Annotated in this window: 18 protein-coding genes and 2 riboswitches; of the genes, 1 reads left to right on the forward strand and 17 read right to left on the reverse strand. The window is 38.5% G+C overall.

Going from position 1 to position 17,541, the window contains the following annotated elements; genetic code table 11:
• Positions 1-74: 74 nt before the first annotated feature.
• The 15 genes from IGL23_RS06820 to IGL23_RS06890 all read right to left on the reverse strand — a co-directional run bounded on the left by IGL23_RS06820 (position 75) and on the right by IGL23_RS06890 (position 14,682).
• Complete coding sequence (locus IGL23_RS06820) at positions 75-1,553, reverse strand: acetaldehyde dehydrogenase (acetylating) (RefSeq protein WP_002357511.1); 1,479 nt, start codon at positions 1,551-1,553, stop codon at positions 75-77.
• Entirely contained in the window at positions 1,544-2,062 is a 519-nt protein-coding gene (locus IGL23_RS06825) for a BMC domain-containing protein (protein ID WP_002357510.1), read from the reverse strand. The genes IGL23_RS06820 and IGL23_RS06825 overlap by 10 nt, the downstream gene beginning before the upstream one ends.
• A gap of 13 nt (positions 2,063-2,075) precedes the next feature.
• The gene (gene eutL, locus IGL23_RS06830) at positions 2,076-2,729 is read right to left on the reverse strand and encodes an ethanolamine utilization microcompartment protein EutL (protein ID WP_002357509.1); all 654 of its coding nucleotides are present in this window, start codon (positions 2,727-2,729) and stop codon (positions 2,076-2,078) included.
• A 13-nt stretch (positions 2,730-2,742) separates the two neighbouring features.
• Positions 2,743-3,654 carry an ethanolamine ammonia-lyase subunit EutC gene (gene eutC, locus IGL23_RS06835; protein ID WP_002363986.1) on the reverse strand — a complete coding sequence of 304 codons (912 nt, stop codon included), beginning with the start codon at positions 3,652-3,654 and terminating at the stop codon, positions 2,743-2,745.
• A 17-nt stretch (positions 3,655-3,671) separates the two neighbouring features.
• The gene (locus tag IGL23_RS06840; RefSeq protein ID WP_033594738.1) at positions 3,672-5,036 is read right to left on the reverse strand and encodes an ethanolamine ammonia-lyase subunit EutB; all 1,365 of its coding nucleotides are present in this window, start codon (positions 5,034-5,036) and stop codon (positions 3,672-3,674) included.
• A gap of 17 nt (positions 5,037-5,053) precedes the next feature.
• On the reverse strand, positions 5,054-6,502 hold the full coding sequence (eutA, locus tag IGL23_RS06845; protein WP_050443322.1) for an ethanolamine ammonia-lyase reactivating factor EutA: 1,449 nt from the start codon (positions 6,500-6,502) through the stop codon (positions 5,054-5,056).
• 66 nt (positions 6,503-6,568) lie between these two features.
• Positions 6,569-8,002, reverse strand: a complete 1,434-nt coding sequence (locus tag IGL23_RS06850) for a sensor histidine kinase (RefSeq protein ID WP_002357504.1) — start codon at positions 8,000-8,002, stop codon at positions 6,569-6,571.
• The gene (locus IGL23_RS06855; RefSeq protein ID WP_033594742.1) at positions 8,003-8,575 is read right to left on the reverse strand and encodes an ANTAR domain-containing response regulator; all 573 of its coding nucleotides are present in this window, start codon (positions 8,573-8,575) and stop codon (positions 8,003-8,005) included.
• Between the two features lie 27 nt (positions 8,576-8,602).
• Positions 8,603-8,950 (reverse strand): ethanolamine utilization microcompartment protein EutS, encoded by a 348-nt coding sequence (gene eutS / locus IGL23_RS06860; RefSeq protein ID WP_002345864.1) that lies wholly within the window; start codon positions 8,948-8,950, stop codon positions 8,603-8,605.
• Positions 8,951-9,109: 159 nt separating this feature from the next.
• Positions 9,110-10,240, reverse strand: coding sequence for a 1-propanol dehydrogenase PduQ (locus IGL23_RS06865; RefSeq protein WP_033594744.1), 1,131 nt, complete (start codon positions 10,238-10,240; stop codon positions 9,110-9,112).
• A gap of 292 nt (positions 10,241-10,532) precedes the next feature.
• Positions 10,533-10,682, reverse strand: a riboswitch (adenosylcobalamin (AdoCbl) riboswitch).
• A 44-nt stretch (positions 10,683-10,726) separates the two neighbouring features.
• The gene (locus IGL23_RS06870) at positions 10,727-11,308 is read right to left on the reverse strand and encodes a cob(I)yrinic acid a,c-diamide adenosyltransferase (protein ID WP_002379470.1); all 582 of its coding nucleotides are present in this window, start codon (positions 11,306-11,308) and stop codon (positions 10,727-10,729) included.
• On the reverse strand, positions 11,305-11,748 hold the full coding sequence (locus IGL23_RS06875) for a EutP/PduV family microcompartment system protein (RefSeq protein WP_002363995.1): 444 nt from the start codon (positions 11,746-11,748) through the stop codon (positions 11,305-11,307). The genes IGL23_RS06870 and IGL23_RS06875 overlap by 4 nt, the downstream gene beginning before the upstream one ends.
• A 141-nt stretch (positions 11,749-11,889) precedes the next feature.
• Entirely contained in the window at positions 11,890-12,657 is a 768-nt protein-coding gene (locus IGL23_RS06880; RefSeq protein ID WP_033594748.1) for an ABC transporter ATP-binding protein, read from the reverse strand.
• Positions 12,654-13,661, reverse strand: coding sequence for a FecCD family ABC transporter permease (locus IGL23_RS06885; RefSeq protein ID WP_002361862.1), 1,008 nt, complete (start codon positions 13,659-13,661; stop codon positions 12,654-12,656). Before IGL23_RS06885 ends, IGL23_RS06880 begins: the two co-directional genes overlap by 4 nt.
• A complete protein-coding gene (locus tag IGL23_RS06890; protein WP_002384486.1) occupies positions 13,654-14,682 on the reverse strand; it encodes an ABC transporter substrate-binding protein in 1,029 nt (342 codons plus the stop codon). The genes IGL23_RS06885 and IGL23_RS06890 overlap by 8 nt, the downstream gene beginning before the upstream one ends.
• A gap of 118 nt (positions 14,683-14,800) precedes the next feature.
• Positions 14,801-14,960, reverse strand: a riboswitch (cobalamin riboswitch).
• Positions 14,961-15,165: 205 nt separating this feature from the next.
• On the opposite strand from IGL23_RS06890, the gene plsY reads away from it, so the two are divergent.
• On the forward strand, positions 15,166-15,795 hold the full coding sequence (plsY, locus tag IGL23_RS06895; RefSeq protein WP_002360243.1) for a glycerol-3-phosphate 1-O-acyltransferase PlsY: 630 nt from the start codon (positions 15,166-15,168) through the stop codon (positions 15,793-15,795).
• Positions 15,796-15,836: 41 nt separating this feature from the next.
• Here the strand turns inward: plsY and IGL23_RS06900 are convergent, their stop codons facing one another.
• Positions 15,837-16,712: an aldose 1-epimerase family protein gene (locus IGL23_RS06900; RefSeq protein ID WP_033594750.1), complete on the reverse strand. Its 876-nt coding sequence runs from the start codon at positions 16,710-16,712 to the stop codon at positions 15,837-15,839.
• A 33-nt stretch (positions 16,713-16,745) separates the two neighbouring features.
• Complete coding sequence (codY, locus tag IGL23_RS06905) at positions 16,746-17,528, reverse strand: GTP-sensing pleiotropic transcriptional regulator CodY (RefSeq protein ID WP_002357492.1); 783 nt, start codon at positions 17,526-17,528, stop codon at positions 16,746-16,748.
• Positions 17,529-17,541 lie beyond the last annotated feature (13 nt).

Here is a 17,541-nt window from a genome sequence, read left to right on the forward strand (position 1 = left end):
TTATCAATTTGACTTAGGTCCCAAACCCTAAATCCAATAATTTATTTGTTTTACTCTTACTCGCTCGTTTCTTGTTAGTTTAAGCGAGCTAAAACTTGAGCCACCACGGCATTTACTAGTTCTTCTTGATTGGTTGTTTCGCAAGAAGTAGCCACAGATGTGGTTGATGTTTGACCAAATTCTTGACGAATCTCTTCTAAATCACGCACGCCATAAGCAACACGACGTAAATTGAACAGATTTTCAACCCCAATATTATCAGAAGTTGAGCTGCCACCAACTGCGCCACAACCTAGTGTTAATGCTGGCACTAAGTTAGTTGAAGCACCAATTCCGCCAAGTGTACCAGAGGTGTTAACAAGCAAACGAGAGACGGGTTTTCTTAAGCCAAATTCACGAATGACTTCTTTGTTTTCTGTGTGAATGCCCATTGTATGACCCGCACCTTCACCTTTCAAAATTTCAATTGATAACGCGCAAGCTGCTTCCCAGTTTTCAACTGTATAGAAAGCAATAATCGGCGCCAATTTTTCTCTTGAAAATGGATATTTCAAGCCTACATGTGTTTCCTCGGCAACAATTAAGCGGCGATCTTTTGGAATAGATAAACCAACTAATGAAGCAATATGTTGAACGGAACGACCCACGATTTGCGGGTTCATTGTACCGTTTGGTCGTAAAATAAATTTAGCTAATTTGTCGGCTTCGGCTGGACTTAAGAAATACGCTCCCTGCTTAATTAACTCTTCTTTGACCGCTTCACGGTTGACAGTTTCAACAATAATTGATTGTTCCGATGCACAAATTGTACCGTTATCGAAAGTTTTTGAATCCATTATTTGTTTCACTGCATGAGGAACATTTGCGCTTCGTTCGATGTAGGCTGGTCCATTACCAGGCCCAACACCGATTGCTGGTGTTCCAGAAGAGTACGCGGCTTTAACCATTGCGTTTCCACCAGTAGCTAAAATTAAATTTGTTTCTTTATTTTTCATTAATTCGCTGGTCGCTTGCATGGTTGGCGTTTTGATGACCGAGACACAACCTTCTGGTGCCCCTGCAGCAATAGCCGCTTTTTGGATAATTTCCACTGTTTCAATAATCGATTTCAACGCATTGGGATGTGGTGAAAAAACAATGCTGTTGGCAGCTTTTAATGAAATTAATGCTTTGTAAATGACTGTTGATGTCGGGTTGGTAGAAGGAATTAATCCTGCAATTACACCCACTGGGACAGCAATTTCAGTGACTTTTTTGGCAGCATCATCATGGATCACACCAACTGTAGCTTTGTCCTTCATTTCGTCATATACTACTTTTGAAGCGAAAGCATTTTTGATGATTTTATCTTCATAGATACCAAATCCTGTTTCTTCATTGGCCATTTTCGCTAACTTTTCTCGTTGGTTAAATGTAGCCTCTGAAACCGCTTGAACAATCGCATCGATTTGTTTTTGCGAAAATGTTGCTAATACTTGCTGTGCCTCTTTGGCTTTTCTGATTAAATTTCTTGTTTCTTGGATGGAACGTAAGTCTTTATCTACTAATTCCACTCGTCTTCACTTCTTTCTATTTCAGCCATGATTGCTTGAATTAAAGCTTCTTTATTGGCAAATTTAATCTCACTTTTCTTTAAACTACTTAGGTTCATTTTGTAGGCTTGTTTGCGTAAATCAACCACGCGTTGTGTTTCTAATTTTTGGCGTGTGCCAGTGTGTTCTTCCAAATCTGGTGTTTCAATCTCTTCTTCAATTACTTCTACTTGTTCCATCGGTTCAGGTGCTGACTTGGGTTCTGGATCTGATAAAATTACTTCCGTTTGAGCATCAACCCGTGAGATCACATGATGAGCAATTAAACAATTTAATTCTTTAGCTACTTCCGTGCCTACTTCAACGGCAGCTTGAACCGCGGCAACGTCACCAATCAGTTCCACAGTTGTTAAACCGCCATTAATAATTTCAGCTTTTAACAAAGTAACGTCGGCGGCTTTCAATGCCGCATCGGCCACACTAATGGCACCTAAAAATCCTTTGACTTCGACCATTCCTAATGCTTTCATTCAGGTCACATCCTTAATAACTCAACGGATTGTCAGCGATATTTTGAATGACTTGTTCAAACGCACTGCAAGCAGCTTTACATGCAGATTGACTACCTGTCAATAAGGCGCCGCCAAAGTTCGTTTCAGAAGGTGGGCCATAAAAGACACCCATTTGAACATCGGCAGCTTTCATTGCTGCATCTAAGCCAACCATTGCTTCTAGCGGTGGTGCAATCAGATAAGCAATCGCTTCACCTTCAGGAATATTCGCTTGTTCAGATAAAAAGCTACCCGTTCTTGATACTACATGTGCAAAATAAACAATACTGTCATCTTCGTTAGCACTATAGAAGCTGGCTTCTTCTTCAATGACTTGCGTAATGACACTCAAGCCACTATTGACTTCGGCAGGACTCGGACCAGCAATAATGCCAATCACTTCACCGGCTAATTTGGTTGAAGCATTTGCTGCGCCAGCATACATACTTTTACCGTAAACTACAGTAACATCGGCGGCTTTGGTTGCTTCATCTAATGCAACATAAGTGACATCATCACAATCGGAAGTAACAATTCCTAATGAGCGATGTTCTGGTTTCAATGATAATTCTTTTGCTAATGCCGGATCGACATTGGGAATGACTTTCATACTTAGGACATTTGCGCCTAGACGATCATTTTTCATGAGAAATCCTCCTTTATTCAGCTTCTTTTAAATCAATACCAGATTTTTTCTTGTCTAACATTTTTTTGATAATTTCGGCAATGTAGGCACCTGCTTCAACAGCCGGTGTCCCACCTTTGTGAATATTTGAAATAACTGTCCGCCGTGCTTCTGGCATACCGACAGTTGGTTTGTAGGCAATGTAGGCACTCATAGATTCTGCTGTTACTAAACCAGGACGTTCGCCAACTAGCAAGCAAACAACATCAGCGTCAGTGATTTCACCAATTTTATCCATTGCTGGCACACGACAATATTTAACAAAAACTACATTGTCGAAATCTAAGTTGTACATGTTTAATCCTTGTTTAATTGCTGGTAGGACTTCTTTAATATTCGCTTCGATAGCAGCTGAACTAAGGCCATCCCCTACGACCATTTGGATTTTGGCTTTTGGTGTCGTATTTTTCCGAATGATTTCACTATTTTCTTCATCAAATTGACGACCATAATCTGGACGTGTTAAATATTCATCTTTACTGTTACAGATTGTTTTTGTAGAAATAAAATTCATTTCTTTTACCAAGTCTTCGCTTACGTCTGAAAAGACCGCATCTTGTGCTGCCGCATGGTCCGCTCGGAAACGTAATGTTGAACTAGTCATATAACGCGTCCCTGCACGACCAACGCCTAAACGAGCTGGCGAGAAAGCTTTCATTTTTAATAGTGCTTCAGGATCTACGGCATTTTTCAATAGTAATTGTTTACGTAAATCTACTTCAGTAATGTCAGGAATTAGGCCTTCTTCAATTTCTGTCGTTTCAGTGACATGTGTTGTGACTGGTTTTTCTTCAGCAGTCACAGTGGCAGTCGAAACCGCTTGATTGTCAGCGACCATTTCTGTTAAAATTCCGGCAATCATTTCTTTTAATTCTTTTTCGTTCATTTGTATTCTCACCTCGTTTATTTAATAAATACAGATGCATCGCCAGCGCGACTTGTTAATTTTCCGTTTTCCATTAAGCCCATTTTTTCCATCCATTCTTCAAATTCTTTAATTGGACGTAAGCCTAATGTTTCACGAATCGTCGCAGTTTCATGGAACCCAGTTGTTTGATAATTTAACATGACATCATCGCCATGAGGAATCCCCATGATATACGTACAACCAGCTGTTGCTAATAACATTGCTAAGTTTTCCATATCATTTTGATCAGCTTTCATATGGTTGGTGTAGCAGACATCACAGCCCATTGAAATTCCAGTTAATTTGCCCATGAAATGATCTTCTAAACCAGCGCGGATGACTTGTTTTGAATCGTAAAGATATTCTGGTCCAATAAAGCCGACAACGGTATTTACAATATACGGATCAAATTTTTTGGCTAAGCCATAACAACGTGCTTCCATTGTCACTTGGTCTGCGCCAAAGTTCGCTTCAGAAGAAAGTTCTGAGCCTTGACCTGTTTCAAAATACATCACATTAGGACCAGCTGCTTGACCACTGTGAAGCGCTAAATCTTGTGCTTCAGCTAAAATTTCTGCATTTAAACCAAATGCTGTGTTCCCTTTTTCTGAACCCGCGATGGATTGAAAGACTAAGCCAGCTGGCGCGCCTTGACGCATGGCTTCCATTTGTGTCGTTACGTGAGCAAGCACGCAAGTTTGTGTTGGAATTTCCCATTCGCTACGGAACTCTTCAAATTTGTTTAAGATTCGTTTAACACTTTCTGTAGAATCATCAACAGGATTCAAACCAATTAAGGCATCACCGGCGCCATAAGAAAGACCTTCCATAACTGATGCCATAATGCCATCGACATTATCGGTTGGATGGTTCGGCTGTAAACGATTTGAAAAAGTTCCGGGACGGCCAATTGTTGTGTTGGCGGTTTTTTCAATATTGATTTTTTTTGCGCCAACAATTAGATCCATGTTGGACATTAATTTACAGACAGCAGCAATCATTTCAGAAGTGAGTCCACGGGAAATTCGTTTGATATCAAAATCGGTTGTTTCCGAAGATAAGATAAATTCGCGTAATTCTGCAACTGTCCAATGTTTAATACTTTCAAAAATTCGCATATTGACTTGGTCAATAATAATGCGTGTCACTTCGTCTTCGTCATAATCAACAACGGGATTGTTAAACAAGTCATTTAAGGACAATTCCGATAAAACGACTTTTGCTGCCACGCGTTCTTCGGCCGAATTAGCAGCTACGCCAGCTAACTTGTCGCCAGACTTTTCTTCATTGGCTTTGGCTAAGACTTCTTTAACGGATGTAAATTGATAGACTTTGCCAAATAGTTTGGTTTTTAAAATCATCTTTGTGTCGCTCCTTTTTAATTAAATACTAAGGTCTTAACAATGACTGGAAGGACGGTTCCTTCTGCCACTGGTAAACCGATATCTACATAATCACCGTTTTCTACTTTGACCGAATCAAGACAGATAAACGGATAGTCTTTTGGCAGATGGGCACTTAAGGCATGCCCTAAAGCTTTCGCCATGTCTTCATCCACCATAACAATAATGGGAATTTGTTCAGCAACTAAACTAGCTAATCCTTCCACAATCCCTTGACCATAGCGTTGAATATCAGCAAATGTTGGATTGCTCATGCCTCTAATTGCTAGGGCAATCTGGGGTGTTTCTTCAATACGATGCCAATTGAGTTTTTCTTGGATTCGCTGGCCTAATTCTGTCACAGTAAGGGTTTCATCCTCTTGCGCTAATTTTAGAATTGGGATATTTTTTACCGGCAAAATTTGCTCACGGTAAGCAATCGTGCTTCCGCTAATTTCAGCAGTATGTGAACCTGCTCCGACGACCGTCGCTCGGATTGTTTCTGCGCTTTCTAAGACTTCTTTTTCCGAAAAAATCAGTGACTTTCTCAGATATTTTCCTAAAAGTAAGCCGATGTCCCCATATTTAAAGAGATTCGTACTTGTCGTATTTAAGCAATCAGCCACACCACCAGAAAATGTTACAATTGGTAATTCCTCAGCTTTTCGTAGTGGATGGTTGGTTACTAATAACTGATAGAACGGACTTTGTGTCCCCAAGCCAATGCTATTTTCTAACACGGCAACTAATTCCGAAATAATTGGCAGTAAGTTTTGTTCGTTGGCTTGGTCACCAAGGTGCAAGGTTAGCCCTTTTTTATTTATAATTTCTTGAATCTTCGGAGCTATATAGGTGATTTTTTGTTGTTGATCTAATTTAATTAAGCGTCCGCCAATGTCAAAACAAGCCGTGTCAATCACTTCGCCATCTTTAAAGACAGCTAAATTTGTCGTTCCACCACCAATGTCTAAATTAACCACTGGTTTGCGTTTCGTTTCAGAATAGGTTTGAGCCCCAGCGCCTTTTCCGGCAATGATACTTTCTAAATCAGGTCCAGCCGTAGCAACGACAAAATCACCTGCATAGCCACTAAGTGCTCGTAGCACATTGTTGGCATTGCTTTTTCGAGCAGTTTCACCTGTGATAATTACCGCACCCATTTGAATATCTTGTTTATGAATGCCTGCTTGGCGATATTGCTCCGCTACAAACGCTTTGATAGGTTCTGCATCAATTTCTGATTGGTTAAGTAAGGGTGTAAAGATAATGTCACTTCGGTAAATGACTTTTTTATCAGAAATGCTGATACGTGGTACTGTAAACGCAGAGGCAAAATTTTCAACAGTTAATTCTGACAAGACTAATTGGGTTGTAGACGTCCCTAAATCAATCCCTACGGTTAAAAGTGTTTCCTTCGACATCGCCTGACTCGCCTCCTTTTGCATACAAAAAGGCACTTAAAGAATCGTTAGAAAATTTCTTTCTACTTTTCTTTAAGCGCCTTTGCTTAATCAATGAACAACATCACTGGTGTTCTGTTCGAAATAGAAACAGGTTTTAGTTCCCTGTTTATTGGATTCAATTGTAATTTTTCCTTTTAATTTATCTTTTACGTAGCTTTTGACAATCATCAAACCTAAACTGGTCTCGTTACTTTGATGAACGTCATAGCCTTTACCATTATCTGTAACAGTAATGGTAATCATTTTATTATCTAATGTTCCACTAAGTTTAACAACGCCACTTGTTTGTGGCTCAAATGCATGATCAAAAATGTTTTGTAATAGTTCGTTGACAACAAGGGAAATGGTGACCATTTGTTCGCTAGAAACCATAATGGCTGGATCAACATCCATCATCATCTCAATGGGTTGTGCGCCTTGAAAAAGATGTCTAAAATTATACATCACTGCTTCCAATGTTTGCCGTAAAGCAACGTCATCTTTGACTTGTTTTGACAGCAATTCATGGGTGGCTGCAATCGCCATAATTCGATTGACACTTTCATGAAGGACTTTCTTTGCTTCGGGGCTTTGCGTTCGCCGTTCTTGAATACGCAATAAGGAAACCACCGATTGCAAGTTATTTTTAACACGATGATGAATTTCACGAATCGCAACAGATTTGGAAATAATTTCCGCTTCTTTTTCTTTAAATTCTGTATTGTCTTGAATAATCATAATCAGTTGTTCTTCTGATGCCAACCACACTTTCCGAACCTTAAAATAATAATTAAGGTAGGTCGTTTTGCTTTCAATTGGTTGATTACTCATTTTATATTTCATTTGATACAACACATATTCAAAAGTTGTATAATCGATGGACAAATTGTCATAGCTCATTCCAATGATATTATCCCGATAACCAAGTTTGCGATAAAGCTCTTGTGCATTGTGATTGGTAATTAATAAGTGCCCCGCCGCATCAAAAATCAAAACGGCTTCTGCCAATTGATCAATAAATAATGCGTCGACTTGACTAGTTGATTTCGCTACTTTTGCTAACTGGCAGTTATTTAGCTCCTCTTTTTGTAAGTCCGCTTGAATCTCTTCATCTGCCGCAATCTCGACAATAATGACACCAATCGTTCGATGTTCATTGCGAATGGGATAGATATTTTGCTTAATCAAACGATTTTCCTGAGTCACTGCTAACAAACCAATGCTATTTAAGCTAGTTTGCATGGTACGCAGAACACCAGGTTCATTTTTTAATAAAGCTTCCATCCCGACGACATCTCCGCTATATAAAGAAGTTGTCTTCGCAGGCGGCTTATGATAAACGACTAGTGCTTGCTGTGACATTTCCTTATACACATCAATAAAAACATCTGCACTTTGATAGAGTGTCGTCGAAGAAAGATAACGTGCTGTACGTTGTAATTCTTTAATGTCTGATTCTGAAAGATTGGTATATTGGTGACATAATTGCTCTAATCGTTTCATTTATTCATCATCCATTACAATCAATTCTGCAATTTCACTCATACGTGCGCGTTTGTTCATACTTAACGTACGCAACATTTGGTAGGCTTCTTCTTCCGATATATGATTTTCTTTTACAAGAATACCTTTGGCTTTTTCGATAATTTTACGTTCTTCTAATTTTAAACTTAATTTATCGATTTGATTTAGTAACAGCTGCGTTTGTTTGCCTCGTTCAATGCTCATTTCAATTGTAGGTATTAATGATTTTTCGTCTAGAGGTTTAACTAAATAACCCAGTGCACCTAATTTTTTAGCCTTGTCCGTATTTTGTACGTCACTGTATGCAGATAAAAAGACAATACTACTGGCTAGTTGGTCTTGAATAATTTTTTTACCTGCTTTTAGACCATCTAAAATTGGCATTTGAATGTCCATTAATACTAGGTCAGGTTGTGTTTTTTTACATACTTCAATTGCTTCAAAACCATCGGCTGCTTCACCGACTACTTCGTACCCTGCTTCTATCACAATATCACGAATATCGAGTCTCGTAATAGGTTCATCATCGACTATTACAATTCGTCCATCCATTTTCTTCACGCCCTTGTCCTTTCAACGCTATGTTCTGGTAATTTTACAAGTTACAGAAAAGTTTAAAATCTGTTGTAAACCTTCAATCACCGCTTGTAAGGCTGCTTCCACTGAGCTTACGTCACCAGAAATGACTACCGATCCAGAAAAACGATCAATAAAACCGATTTGGATATCTCCGCTTTTAGTCGCAATATCAACAGCGATAATTGCCGCTTCGCTCGGAGTGATTGTCAAAATACCTAGTGCATTGCTGGTGCCTTCTGGCAACCCTAATTTTGTATAAATTTCTTTATTAGGACTAGCAATGATGTGCGCTAACGTTACTTGTTTCCCAGGAACATATTCTTGAATCATTCGTTGTTTTTCTTCCAACCAGACTCGCTCCTTTAATTTAGCAAATAAAAAATCCTCAATAAAAAACGTAAAGGTTCCACTTTCGCTTTCTACTAAGGAGCTTCTTTGCTCTTAAATTTTGAAGCACGCCGTTGTGCTACCCACATTATATGTTATCGATTTCATCCTGTCAATCGCTTATAAGATAGAATTTAAAATTTTTGTCACTTCTGCTGCTGTTGGTTGGACAGGATTTGTTTTGGTGCAGCCATCCATCAATGCGCCTTCAGCTATTTTTGGGATCGCAGCTTGGACTTCTTCTTTTGGTAAACCATAATCACTAAAAGTGGCAGGCATGTCTAATTTTTGACGGAGTTGCTTGATTTGTCGAATAAATTGTTGAACACCAATCCGTGCATTGGTTGTCTGTGTATCATTTAGACAATTTGCTAACTGCGCATAACGTTTAGCTGTTGGTTCGTTGGTGACTTTGCCATTCGCTAAGCCACTGTTATATGCAATGACTTCAGGTAAGAGCATTGCATTCATTCGTCCATGTGGCACATGTAAACGCGCACCGGCCGCATGAGCAATACCGTGATTCAAGCCTAACGAAGTAACATTAAACGCCATCCCTGCCATACATGAAGCTAAATGCATATTTTCACGGGCTTGTTGGTTGCTACCCTCATTAAAGGCTATTTCTAAATTGTCGAATACCAGGCGAACGACTTTTTCGCACAACGCATCTGAAATCGGATTTGCTTCTGTTGAAACATACGCTTCAATAACATGCGTTAAGACGTCCATTCCTGTATCCGCTGTGATTTTTGGTGGCACACTCATCACTAAATTTGTATCTAAAATCGCAATTTCTGGTTGAATTTCATCCGTTACAAGCGGGATTTTGGTGCCAGTTTCAGCAACCGTGATCACTGAAAAATTCGTAACTTCTGAACCAGTCCCACTAGTTGTAGGAACCGCAATAAACTCAGCAATCTGAGTTTGCAAAGTACGTTTGCCAAAAAATTTCATTGCTTTGGCCGCATCAATAGCGGATCCCCCACCTAAAGCTAATATCGTATCTCCTTGAAATGCCGCTAACTGCTTAATTCCCGCAGCAATCTTATCAATTGGTGGATCGGGGATGATGTCACTAAAAATTTGCCATTCACTTTTTGTTAAATGCTTTGTCACTTCATTCACAAATCCAGAATCAACCATGAATGGATCTGTGACAATGAAAACACGTCTATCATGAAGTGTTTCCAAATTGGCTAATGCGCCTTCTCCTACCCATAGTTCGGTAGGGAAATGAATTGTTCTCATCTCAATTCCTCCTTAATAAAATACAAAAAGACACTTCAAACAAACGAAAAATCATCTGTCTGAAGCGTCTTTGCTTCCTTATGTATACGCCATTGTACACGAAACCTTATCCATAGAGTACAACGCCTTTAATTAATTGTCAATAAAAAAAGGGAATATAGCAGTACGTCATTGTACCTGAAATCTCCTTCAACATTGAAAGACCAGCCCAAAATTCCCAAAAGCACTTCCTCGTGCCATTAATTGGATTAATACAAATATCTTGGGCTGGATTTTCAACACAAGCGTTGTTAAGAAACATCCTGTTTTGCCTCGAAACAGCATGCCCAATAATGAAAAAATGAAAAGACCTGACTTAAAAGCAACCTTGCTTCTTCACAGTGGCGGGACCGTGCCAGATTCTCACTGGCTTCCATTCATATTTTTCATAAAATATTCGTTTAATCTATCTGAAATTTACCACAAGTTTTTTAGAAAAGCAACTGTTTACAATCCATCTTCTTTAATTTTGTGGAAAACTTTTTCGCTTCGTTCATAAAAAACATCAGGTCGTTGTGCTTGAACATTTAAATAGCGAGCCAACGCATAAAAATAATCTGATAAACGATTGGTAAAAATTAATACCTCTTCGTTAATTTTGGCTGTCCAATTTAAACGAACAATGATGCGTTCTGCGCGCCGTGCAATCGTCCGAGCCACATGAACCATACTGGCTACTGGGGTTCCGCCAGGTAAAATAAAACGATCAATATCTGGTGATTGTGCAGTGTAGAAATCAATCCGCTGTTCTAGCCAATGCACACTTTCCTTTTGTAATTTAAATGGTCGTTGTGCTTCAATCGGTGTTGACAAATCTGTTCCCGCATCAAAAAGTAAATGTTGTAAAGCTTCTAGTTCTTCTTTAATTCCTTGATTTTCTTGTGAAAGTTGGCTGATAATATAGCCGACCCAAGAATTCAATTCATCAATCGTTCCATAACTTTCAACTCGATCAGAATCCTTAGCGACGGTTGAGCTGCCGACTAATTTCGTCATTCCCTTATCGCCAGTTTTTGTATAAATTTTCATTCTGCTTCATCCTCCTCTAAATAATCTACTAATTCTTGCAAGCCAATTTTTTCAACAGAAGAAATTTCAAAAATTCTTGTTGCACCCGCACTTTTTAATTGTTGCCGAACAATCTCTAATTGCTGAGAATCTTGTGCTAAATCAATCTTGGTTAAAATACCAATGATTTCTTTCGGGAAAATACTACCAAATCCTGGTGAAAAAACTTGTTGTGTTTCTACAGCACTTTGAACCAAACCGATCACATCTGCTTCTGCCGCTGTGACGTTTAACGCATTATAATATTGTCGATGCAAAATAAACTCGCCCGGTGTATCAATCATTTCTGTATGAAATTCCACCGCCTGTGTTTTATCATAAATTAATTCTTTGCCTTGCAGAGCTTGACATAACGTGGTTTTGCCACAACCGATAGCTCCCATTAAAATGATTCGTTTCATCGCTACCTCCATAAAAAAGGAGCCCAAAGCAAGTACCATCACGTACTTAGTCTTGGGCTCCTTTGCCGATTTGTTAAAACACGCCATTGTGTTTCTGATTCTTTGCCTTTATCTTACCTGTTTCCAAAAAGCTTGTCAAAATTATTGAATAGTTTCCCAAACTTTATGTTGTTTCTGAAAATAGGAGACAATATCTGTTTCAAAAATTGTTTGTAAAAATTCTTTGGAAGCCAACGTTTGAAAATCACCTTGCGCGACCACTTTCCCTTGCTTCATAAACACAATTTTTTCACTTAGCGTTAACGCTAAACGGATATCATGAAACACCCCGATTAACGTTTTCCCTTCTTGCGCACTCCACTCATTTAACTGCTGAATCAATTCTTGTTGATACCGAATATCCAAATGATTATTGGGTTCATCCAATAAAATAATTTCTGGATCTTGTACAAATAATTTAGCCAAAAATACTCGTTGTTGTTGTCCTCCTGAAAGCTGATTGACAACTTTATCTTTTAAAGGCAATAAACCCGTGCGTTCTAAATAATAAAGGACTCGTTCTTTTTCTTGTTTAGAAACAATAGGTAAAAAACGTTGTGCTTGTTGTCGATACGCCCCCATCAAAACTGTTTCGTAAACCGTATAATCAAAAGCAACTGTCGTGAATTGACTCATCATCGCTACTTTCGTTGCCAATTCCTTCCGCTTTTGTCCATGAACTTCTTGACCATCAATTAAAACAGAACCACTATAAGGGACAAGTCCGGCAATCGTTTTTAAAAGTGTCGTTTTACCGCAACCATTTGGACCTAAAATACAAGTTTTACTACCTGTCGGAAAAACGAGGGAAATATCTTTTAAAATGGGGGTTTGTTGGAGTGTTACAGCTGTTTTTTTTAATTCAATCATGCAGCAACGCCCCTTTTTTTAAAGTAAATATACAAGAAGAATGGCGCTCCAATCAAGGCTGTTACGGCCCCAATGGGAATTTCTCTTGGTGATAAAATCGTGCGGGCAATTGTGTCCCCTATTACCATGATGGTCCCACCTAAGATTGCTGAACCGGGAATCAGCCAGCGATGAGTCGCCCCTAAATAGCGACGGACAATATGTGGTGCTATTAAATCAACAAAACCAATCACACCGACAAATGAAACCGCACTTCCTGCTAATAAACTAGCCAAAAGAATAATGCGTAGTTTTGCTGTTTTGACTTCTACTCCCGCTAACATCGCATGTTCTTCTCCTAAGCCAAGAACATCCAATGCGTTGGCATCAAACCAAAGAAACAGACTGCTGACAAGCAAGATTGGACAATAAATAGCAATTTTTTGCCAATTACTGCCAGAAAAACTACCCATTTGCCAAAAGACTAATTGTTTCAAATAATCTTGGAAAAGTGCTGTAATCAACGTCAAAATAGCACCGACAAACAAGGTCATAATCATTCCTACTAAAACAACTGTTTGATTGGACATTTGACTATCCATTGTTTGCGTAAATAACAAAACTAAAAAGACCGTTGCTAAGCCAAAGATAAAACCAGTTAAAGGCAATAAAAATGCCCCTAAGATCGAAGCAGTTACTCCAGTTACCATGATTAACGCAGCGCCTAAGGATGCTCCCGCTGATACGCCCAAAGTATACGAAGAAGCTAAAGGATTACCTAAGAGCGATTGCATCACCGTGCCACTTACTGCTAAGCCTGCGCCCACGAGATAGGCCATCACGACACGCGGTAACCGAACATTCCAGATGATTCCCTCTAAAATCCCGTCTTCTGAAACCGTCTTTTTCACTAAAATTTGAAGCAAATCCGTTAACGAAATCTGAACACTTCCAATTTTAATACCCAAAAAGAGCATGCTCATACTGATCAAGAGCATCAGTATGAGACACGTTTTTTTACTCATCTTTTAAATCCTTGTATTCCTCTGGATAAACAGCTTTTGCCATTTGTTTTAATGCTTTGGTAATGTGGTTATTTGGTAAAGAGCTAGACATGTTATCAATTTCGAAAACTTCTTTGTTTTGAACTGCAGGAACGTTTTCCCAGTTTTTACGAGCTAAAATTTCTTTGGCGGGATCTTTCATATAGTTAACATTGGTTAAAATGACTTCTGGTTTTGCAGCAATGGCCGCTTCTTCTGTCACTGGTAACCAGCCTTTTTCATTTGCCAAAACATTTTTTGCCCCAATTGTTTCAATCATTTCATTTAAAAACGTCCCATTACCAAAGCTATAAATGTCTGGTAAAGCAGCCACTTCAAACAAAACAGTTTTTGGTTTTTTAATGGTTTTACCAATTTTGGCTACTTCGTCGATTTCTTGATCCATTGTTTTGATTAACTTTTGTCCTTTTTCATGTTCAGATAAGCTATCCGCGATGAATTGGACGTCTTCTTTGATTGCTTTGATACTTGTACTAGTGGGGATATTAACGACTGTAATTCCAGCATCTTCCACTTGTTTCCAAACACTTTCTGAGCTAGCTAAATTGATGTCATTCACATAAACAATTTGTGGTTTCAAGGCAATCAATTTTTCGGCATCGACAGCCATCATATCCATTTGTGGTAATTTTTTTAAATCAGTCATCATTGTGCTACTTTGAGTATCAACTGCGATTAATTGGTCGGTTTTACCTAAGTCTTCAATCACTTCTGTTGTTGATGGCACTAGGGAAATAATTTTGGTTGCTTCTTTGGGTAAAGTAATTTCTTTGCCGCTACGGTCTTTGGTTGGTAACGTTACTTCTGTTTTTTCAGAAGAGGTAGTTGCTTTCTTTTCCTGTTTACCACACCCTGCTAAGCCAAGTGTTGCTACTAAACCTAAAGTCATCATTGTTAAAGTAAATTTTTTCATTTTTTCATCCTCGCATTCGTCTATTTTATTTTGGGGAAAATTTTCTGAAATGAACCTCCTTTGTCTCAACGTCAAAACAATACAAAAAAACCACTTTTTTCTCCAATAGAAAAAAAGCAGTCACTTAACTATGCTAATGATATACTCAGCCAGTTATCTTCAAAGCCCCTTCTTTTTCCTACAAAAGAATGATTAGACTTATCAAGCCGGTATCCTGACTTAGCTTCTTCTTACTCCCAATCCTTCCAGAATAATCTGTGGTCTTATTGGTTTCATCCACCATACAGTAGGTAGGTCTGTAGAGGATTCGCACCTCTTTCCCTGACACTTCATAAGTACATATATATTGTATCTTCGTTGATAACTAATTTTCAAACCAGTGATTAGACGTCTTTGTCTAATGACACACATTTATTATAACGGTTATCAACCATTTGTCAACGCTTCCTCAAGCAAAAGAAAAACTTTTCTTGTTTTAGTTATTAGACGTTGTTCCGTTTTTCTATTCATGATAAAATAAATCCTAGTTTGAATAAGAAAGAGGTTAACTTGATGAAAATCGTCATTTTGTTACTTGTTGCCTATTTATTAGGTTCGATTCCCTCAGGTGTTTGGATTGGCAAACTTTTCTTTAAAAAAGATATACGCCAATTTGGGAGTGGGAATACAGGAACAACCAATACATTTCGTGTCTTAGGGAAACCTGCCGGAATTACGGTATTATTAATGGATATCTTGAAAGGAACGTTAGCCACTTCATTACCCTATTTGTTTGGTTTACAAGGCGTGAATCCGCTCTTCTTTGGGGTAGCAGCTGTTTTAGGGCATACCTTCCCTATTTTTGCCAATTTCAAAGGTGGTAAAGCCGTAGCCACTAGCGCTGGCATGTTATTAGCATACAGCCCCACATTTTTTATTTATTCTGCTCTTATTTTTGTGATTTGTCTGTATCTAACCAGTATGGTGAGTTTAACAAGTATGATTAGCGCTGTACTAATTACACTTTCTACTATTATTTTGCCTTTCACTGTCCCAGCTATTTTACCAACATTTAACTGGTTATTAACCGTCATTGCGATTGCTTTGACTACTTTTATCTTTGTCCGTCATCGTGAAAACATTCAGCGAATTAAAAATGGAACAGAAAGTCGCCTCTCTTTTGGCTTACGTGCAAAAAAATAAAGAAAAAGGCTGTGAACAAATAATGTTCACAGCCTTTTTCTTTATTTTACACTAATCATATACTGTGTTTTAAATAGTTCGTTAGCTGGTAACTTATTGATGCCAAATTTTTCAGCAAGTTGGCCAGTTGCGTCGACAGCATCAGCAATCCCGCACCAAGGTTCGATACAGACAAAAGGCACTTCTTTCGGTGTCGGTGACCAAATCCCCACAAAAGGCATTTCTGGATAACTCAAAGTGACTTGATGGTCACTTTCGTCTGTGGCAATCGTAATTGCTGTTTGACCTTTTGTTTCAAAAATCATTGCATCATTTTCAAATAATTGATGCGTTAAGTCAAAGCTGGTATTCGTTTGGGCTAGCGTTTTATTCGCTAAATCAATAAACGGCCCTGCTAAGGGAATTTGTGTCCGTGATTTTTTAGGTGAAAAACTTAGATAATAATCTTCAAACGTTAGTGAAGATTCTAAAGGTACATTAAAGGCTGGATGACCACCAATCCCAAAATACATCTCTTCTTTCCCTGTGTTTTCTACTTGGTAGTTTACAGTCAATTCTTGATGTTCTAATGTATAAGTAATCACTAGTTCAAAATCAAAAGGATACTTTTTCTTGGTTTCTTTTGTTGATTTTAGTGAAAAAGAAACTTCTTCTCCACCTTTTTCAATCACATCAAATACTTGATCACGAGCAAAACCATGTTGAGTTAAATGATACGCTTGATTTTGGTACATATACGTATCTTCTTTTAGACGACCGACAATCGGAAAAAGTACGGGCGCATGGCGGGCCCAAAATTCAGGATTTCCTTGCCAAATATATTCAATGCCGGTTTCTTTTGATTGTAAACTTACTAATTCTGCTCCTTCTTCAGCAAATGTTGCGATTAGAAATTCATTTTCAATTTGTACAGTCATTGCGTTGTCCTCCTAGTTGATACGAGCAATTGCTTATTTTTCCAACTCTTTAATAAATTGTTGATTTAACACTTTTAAATAAGTCCCTTTCATACCAAGAGAACGTGATTCAATAATTCCAGCTGATTCTAATTTTCTTAAGGCATTCACAATTACGGAACGAGTAATGCCTATTTCATCTGCAATACTTGAAGCAGTTAAACGACCTTCTTCGCCATCTAAGGCTTCAAAAATGGCATGGACGGCTTTTAATTCACTATAGGAAAGAGTGTTGATGGCCATTTGCACGGCAGTCGCACTGCGAACTTCTGCTTCAATTGTTCTGGATTGATGATACAAAATTTGCATGCCGACAACGGTCGCACTATATTCAGCTAACACTAAATCATCCTCGTTAAAGGATTTTTCAACACGCGCTAAAATAATCGTACCCAAGCGTTTGCCAGCACCGTACAAAGGCACAATAGTGGTTAACCCAAACGGATACAGCTCTCGTGATTCAAAAGGAAATGCAGTTAAATCACTGTCTATTGGAATATTGGCTTCGGTTACTTTGAGCATATCCACGGCCTCGGTGTATCCTTGAGGAAATTTTTTCTCTTTAAACATATTTTTGATACGGGCATTATTAACATCTAATTTTTCAGTATACCCCAACAAATCCCCTGAACTGCTAATAATATACGCATTACTTTCTAAAATATCCCCTAAAATCATTGCCATTTTGTTGTACGGAAGTTCTGCTTGTACGTCAAACAGATTATTTTTTTGCAAAAGCTCGTTCACTTGACGTGTTTTTTCTAATAATGTAGCCATCTTTTCTCCTCCA

The sequence above is a fragment of the Enterococcus sp. MSG3299 genome (assembly GCF_050555765.1).
GTDB lineage: Bacteria > Bacillota > Bacilli > Lactobacillales > Enterococcaceae > Enterococcus > Enterococcus faecalis.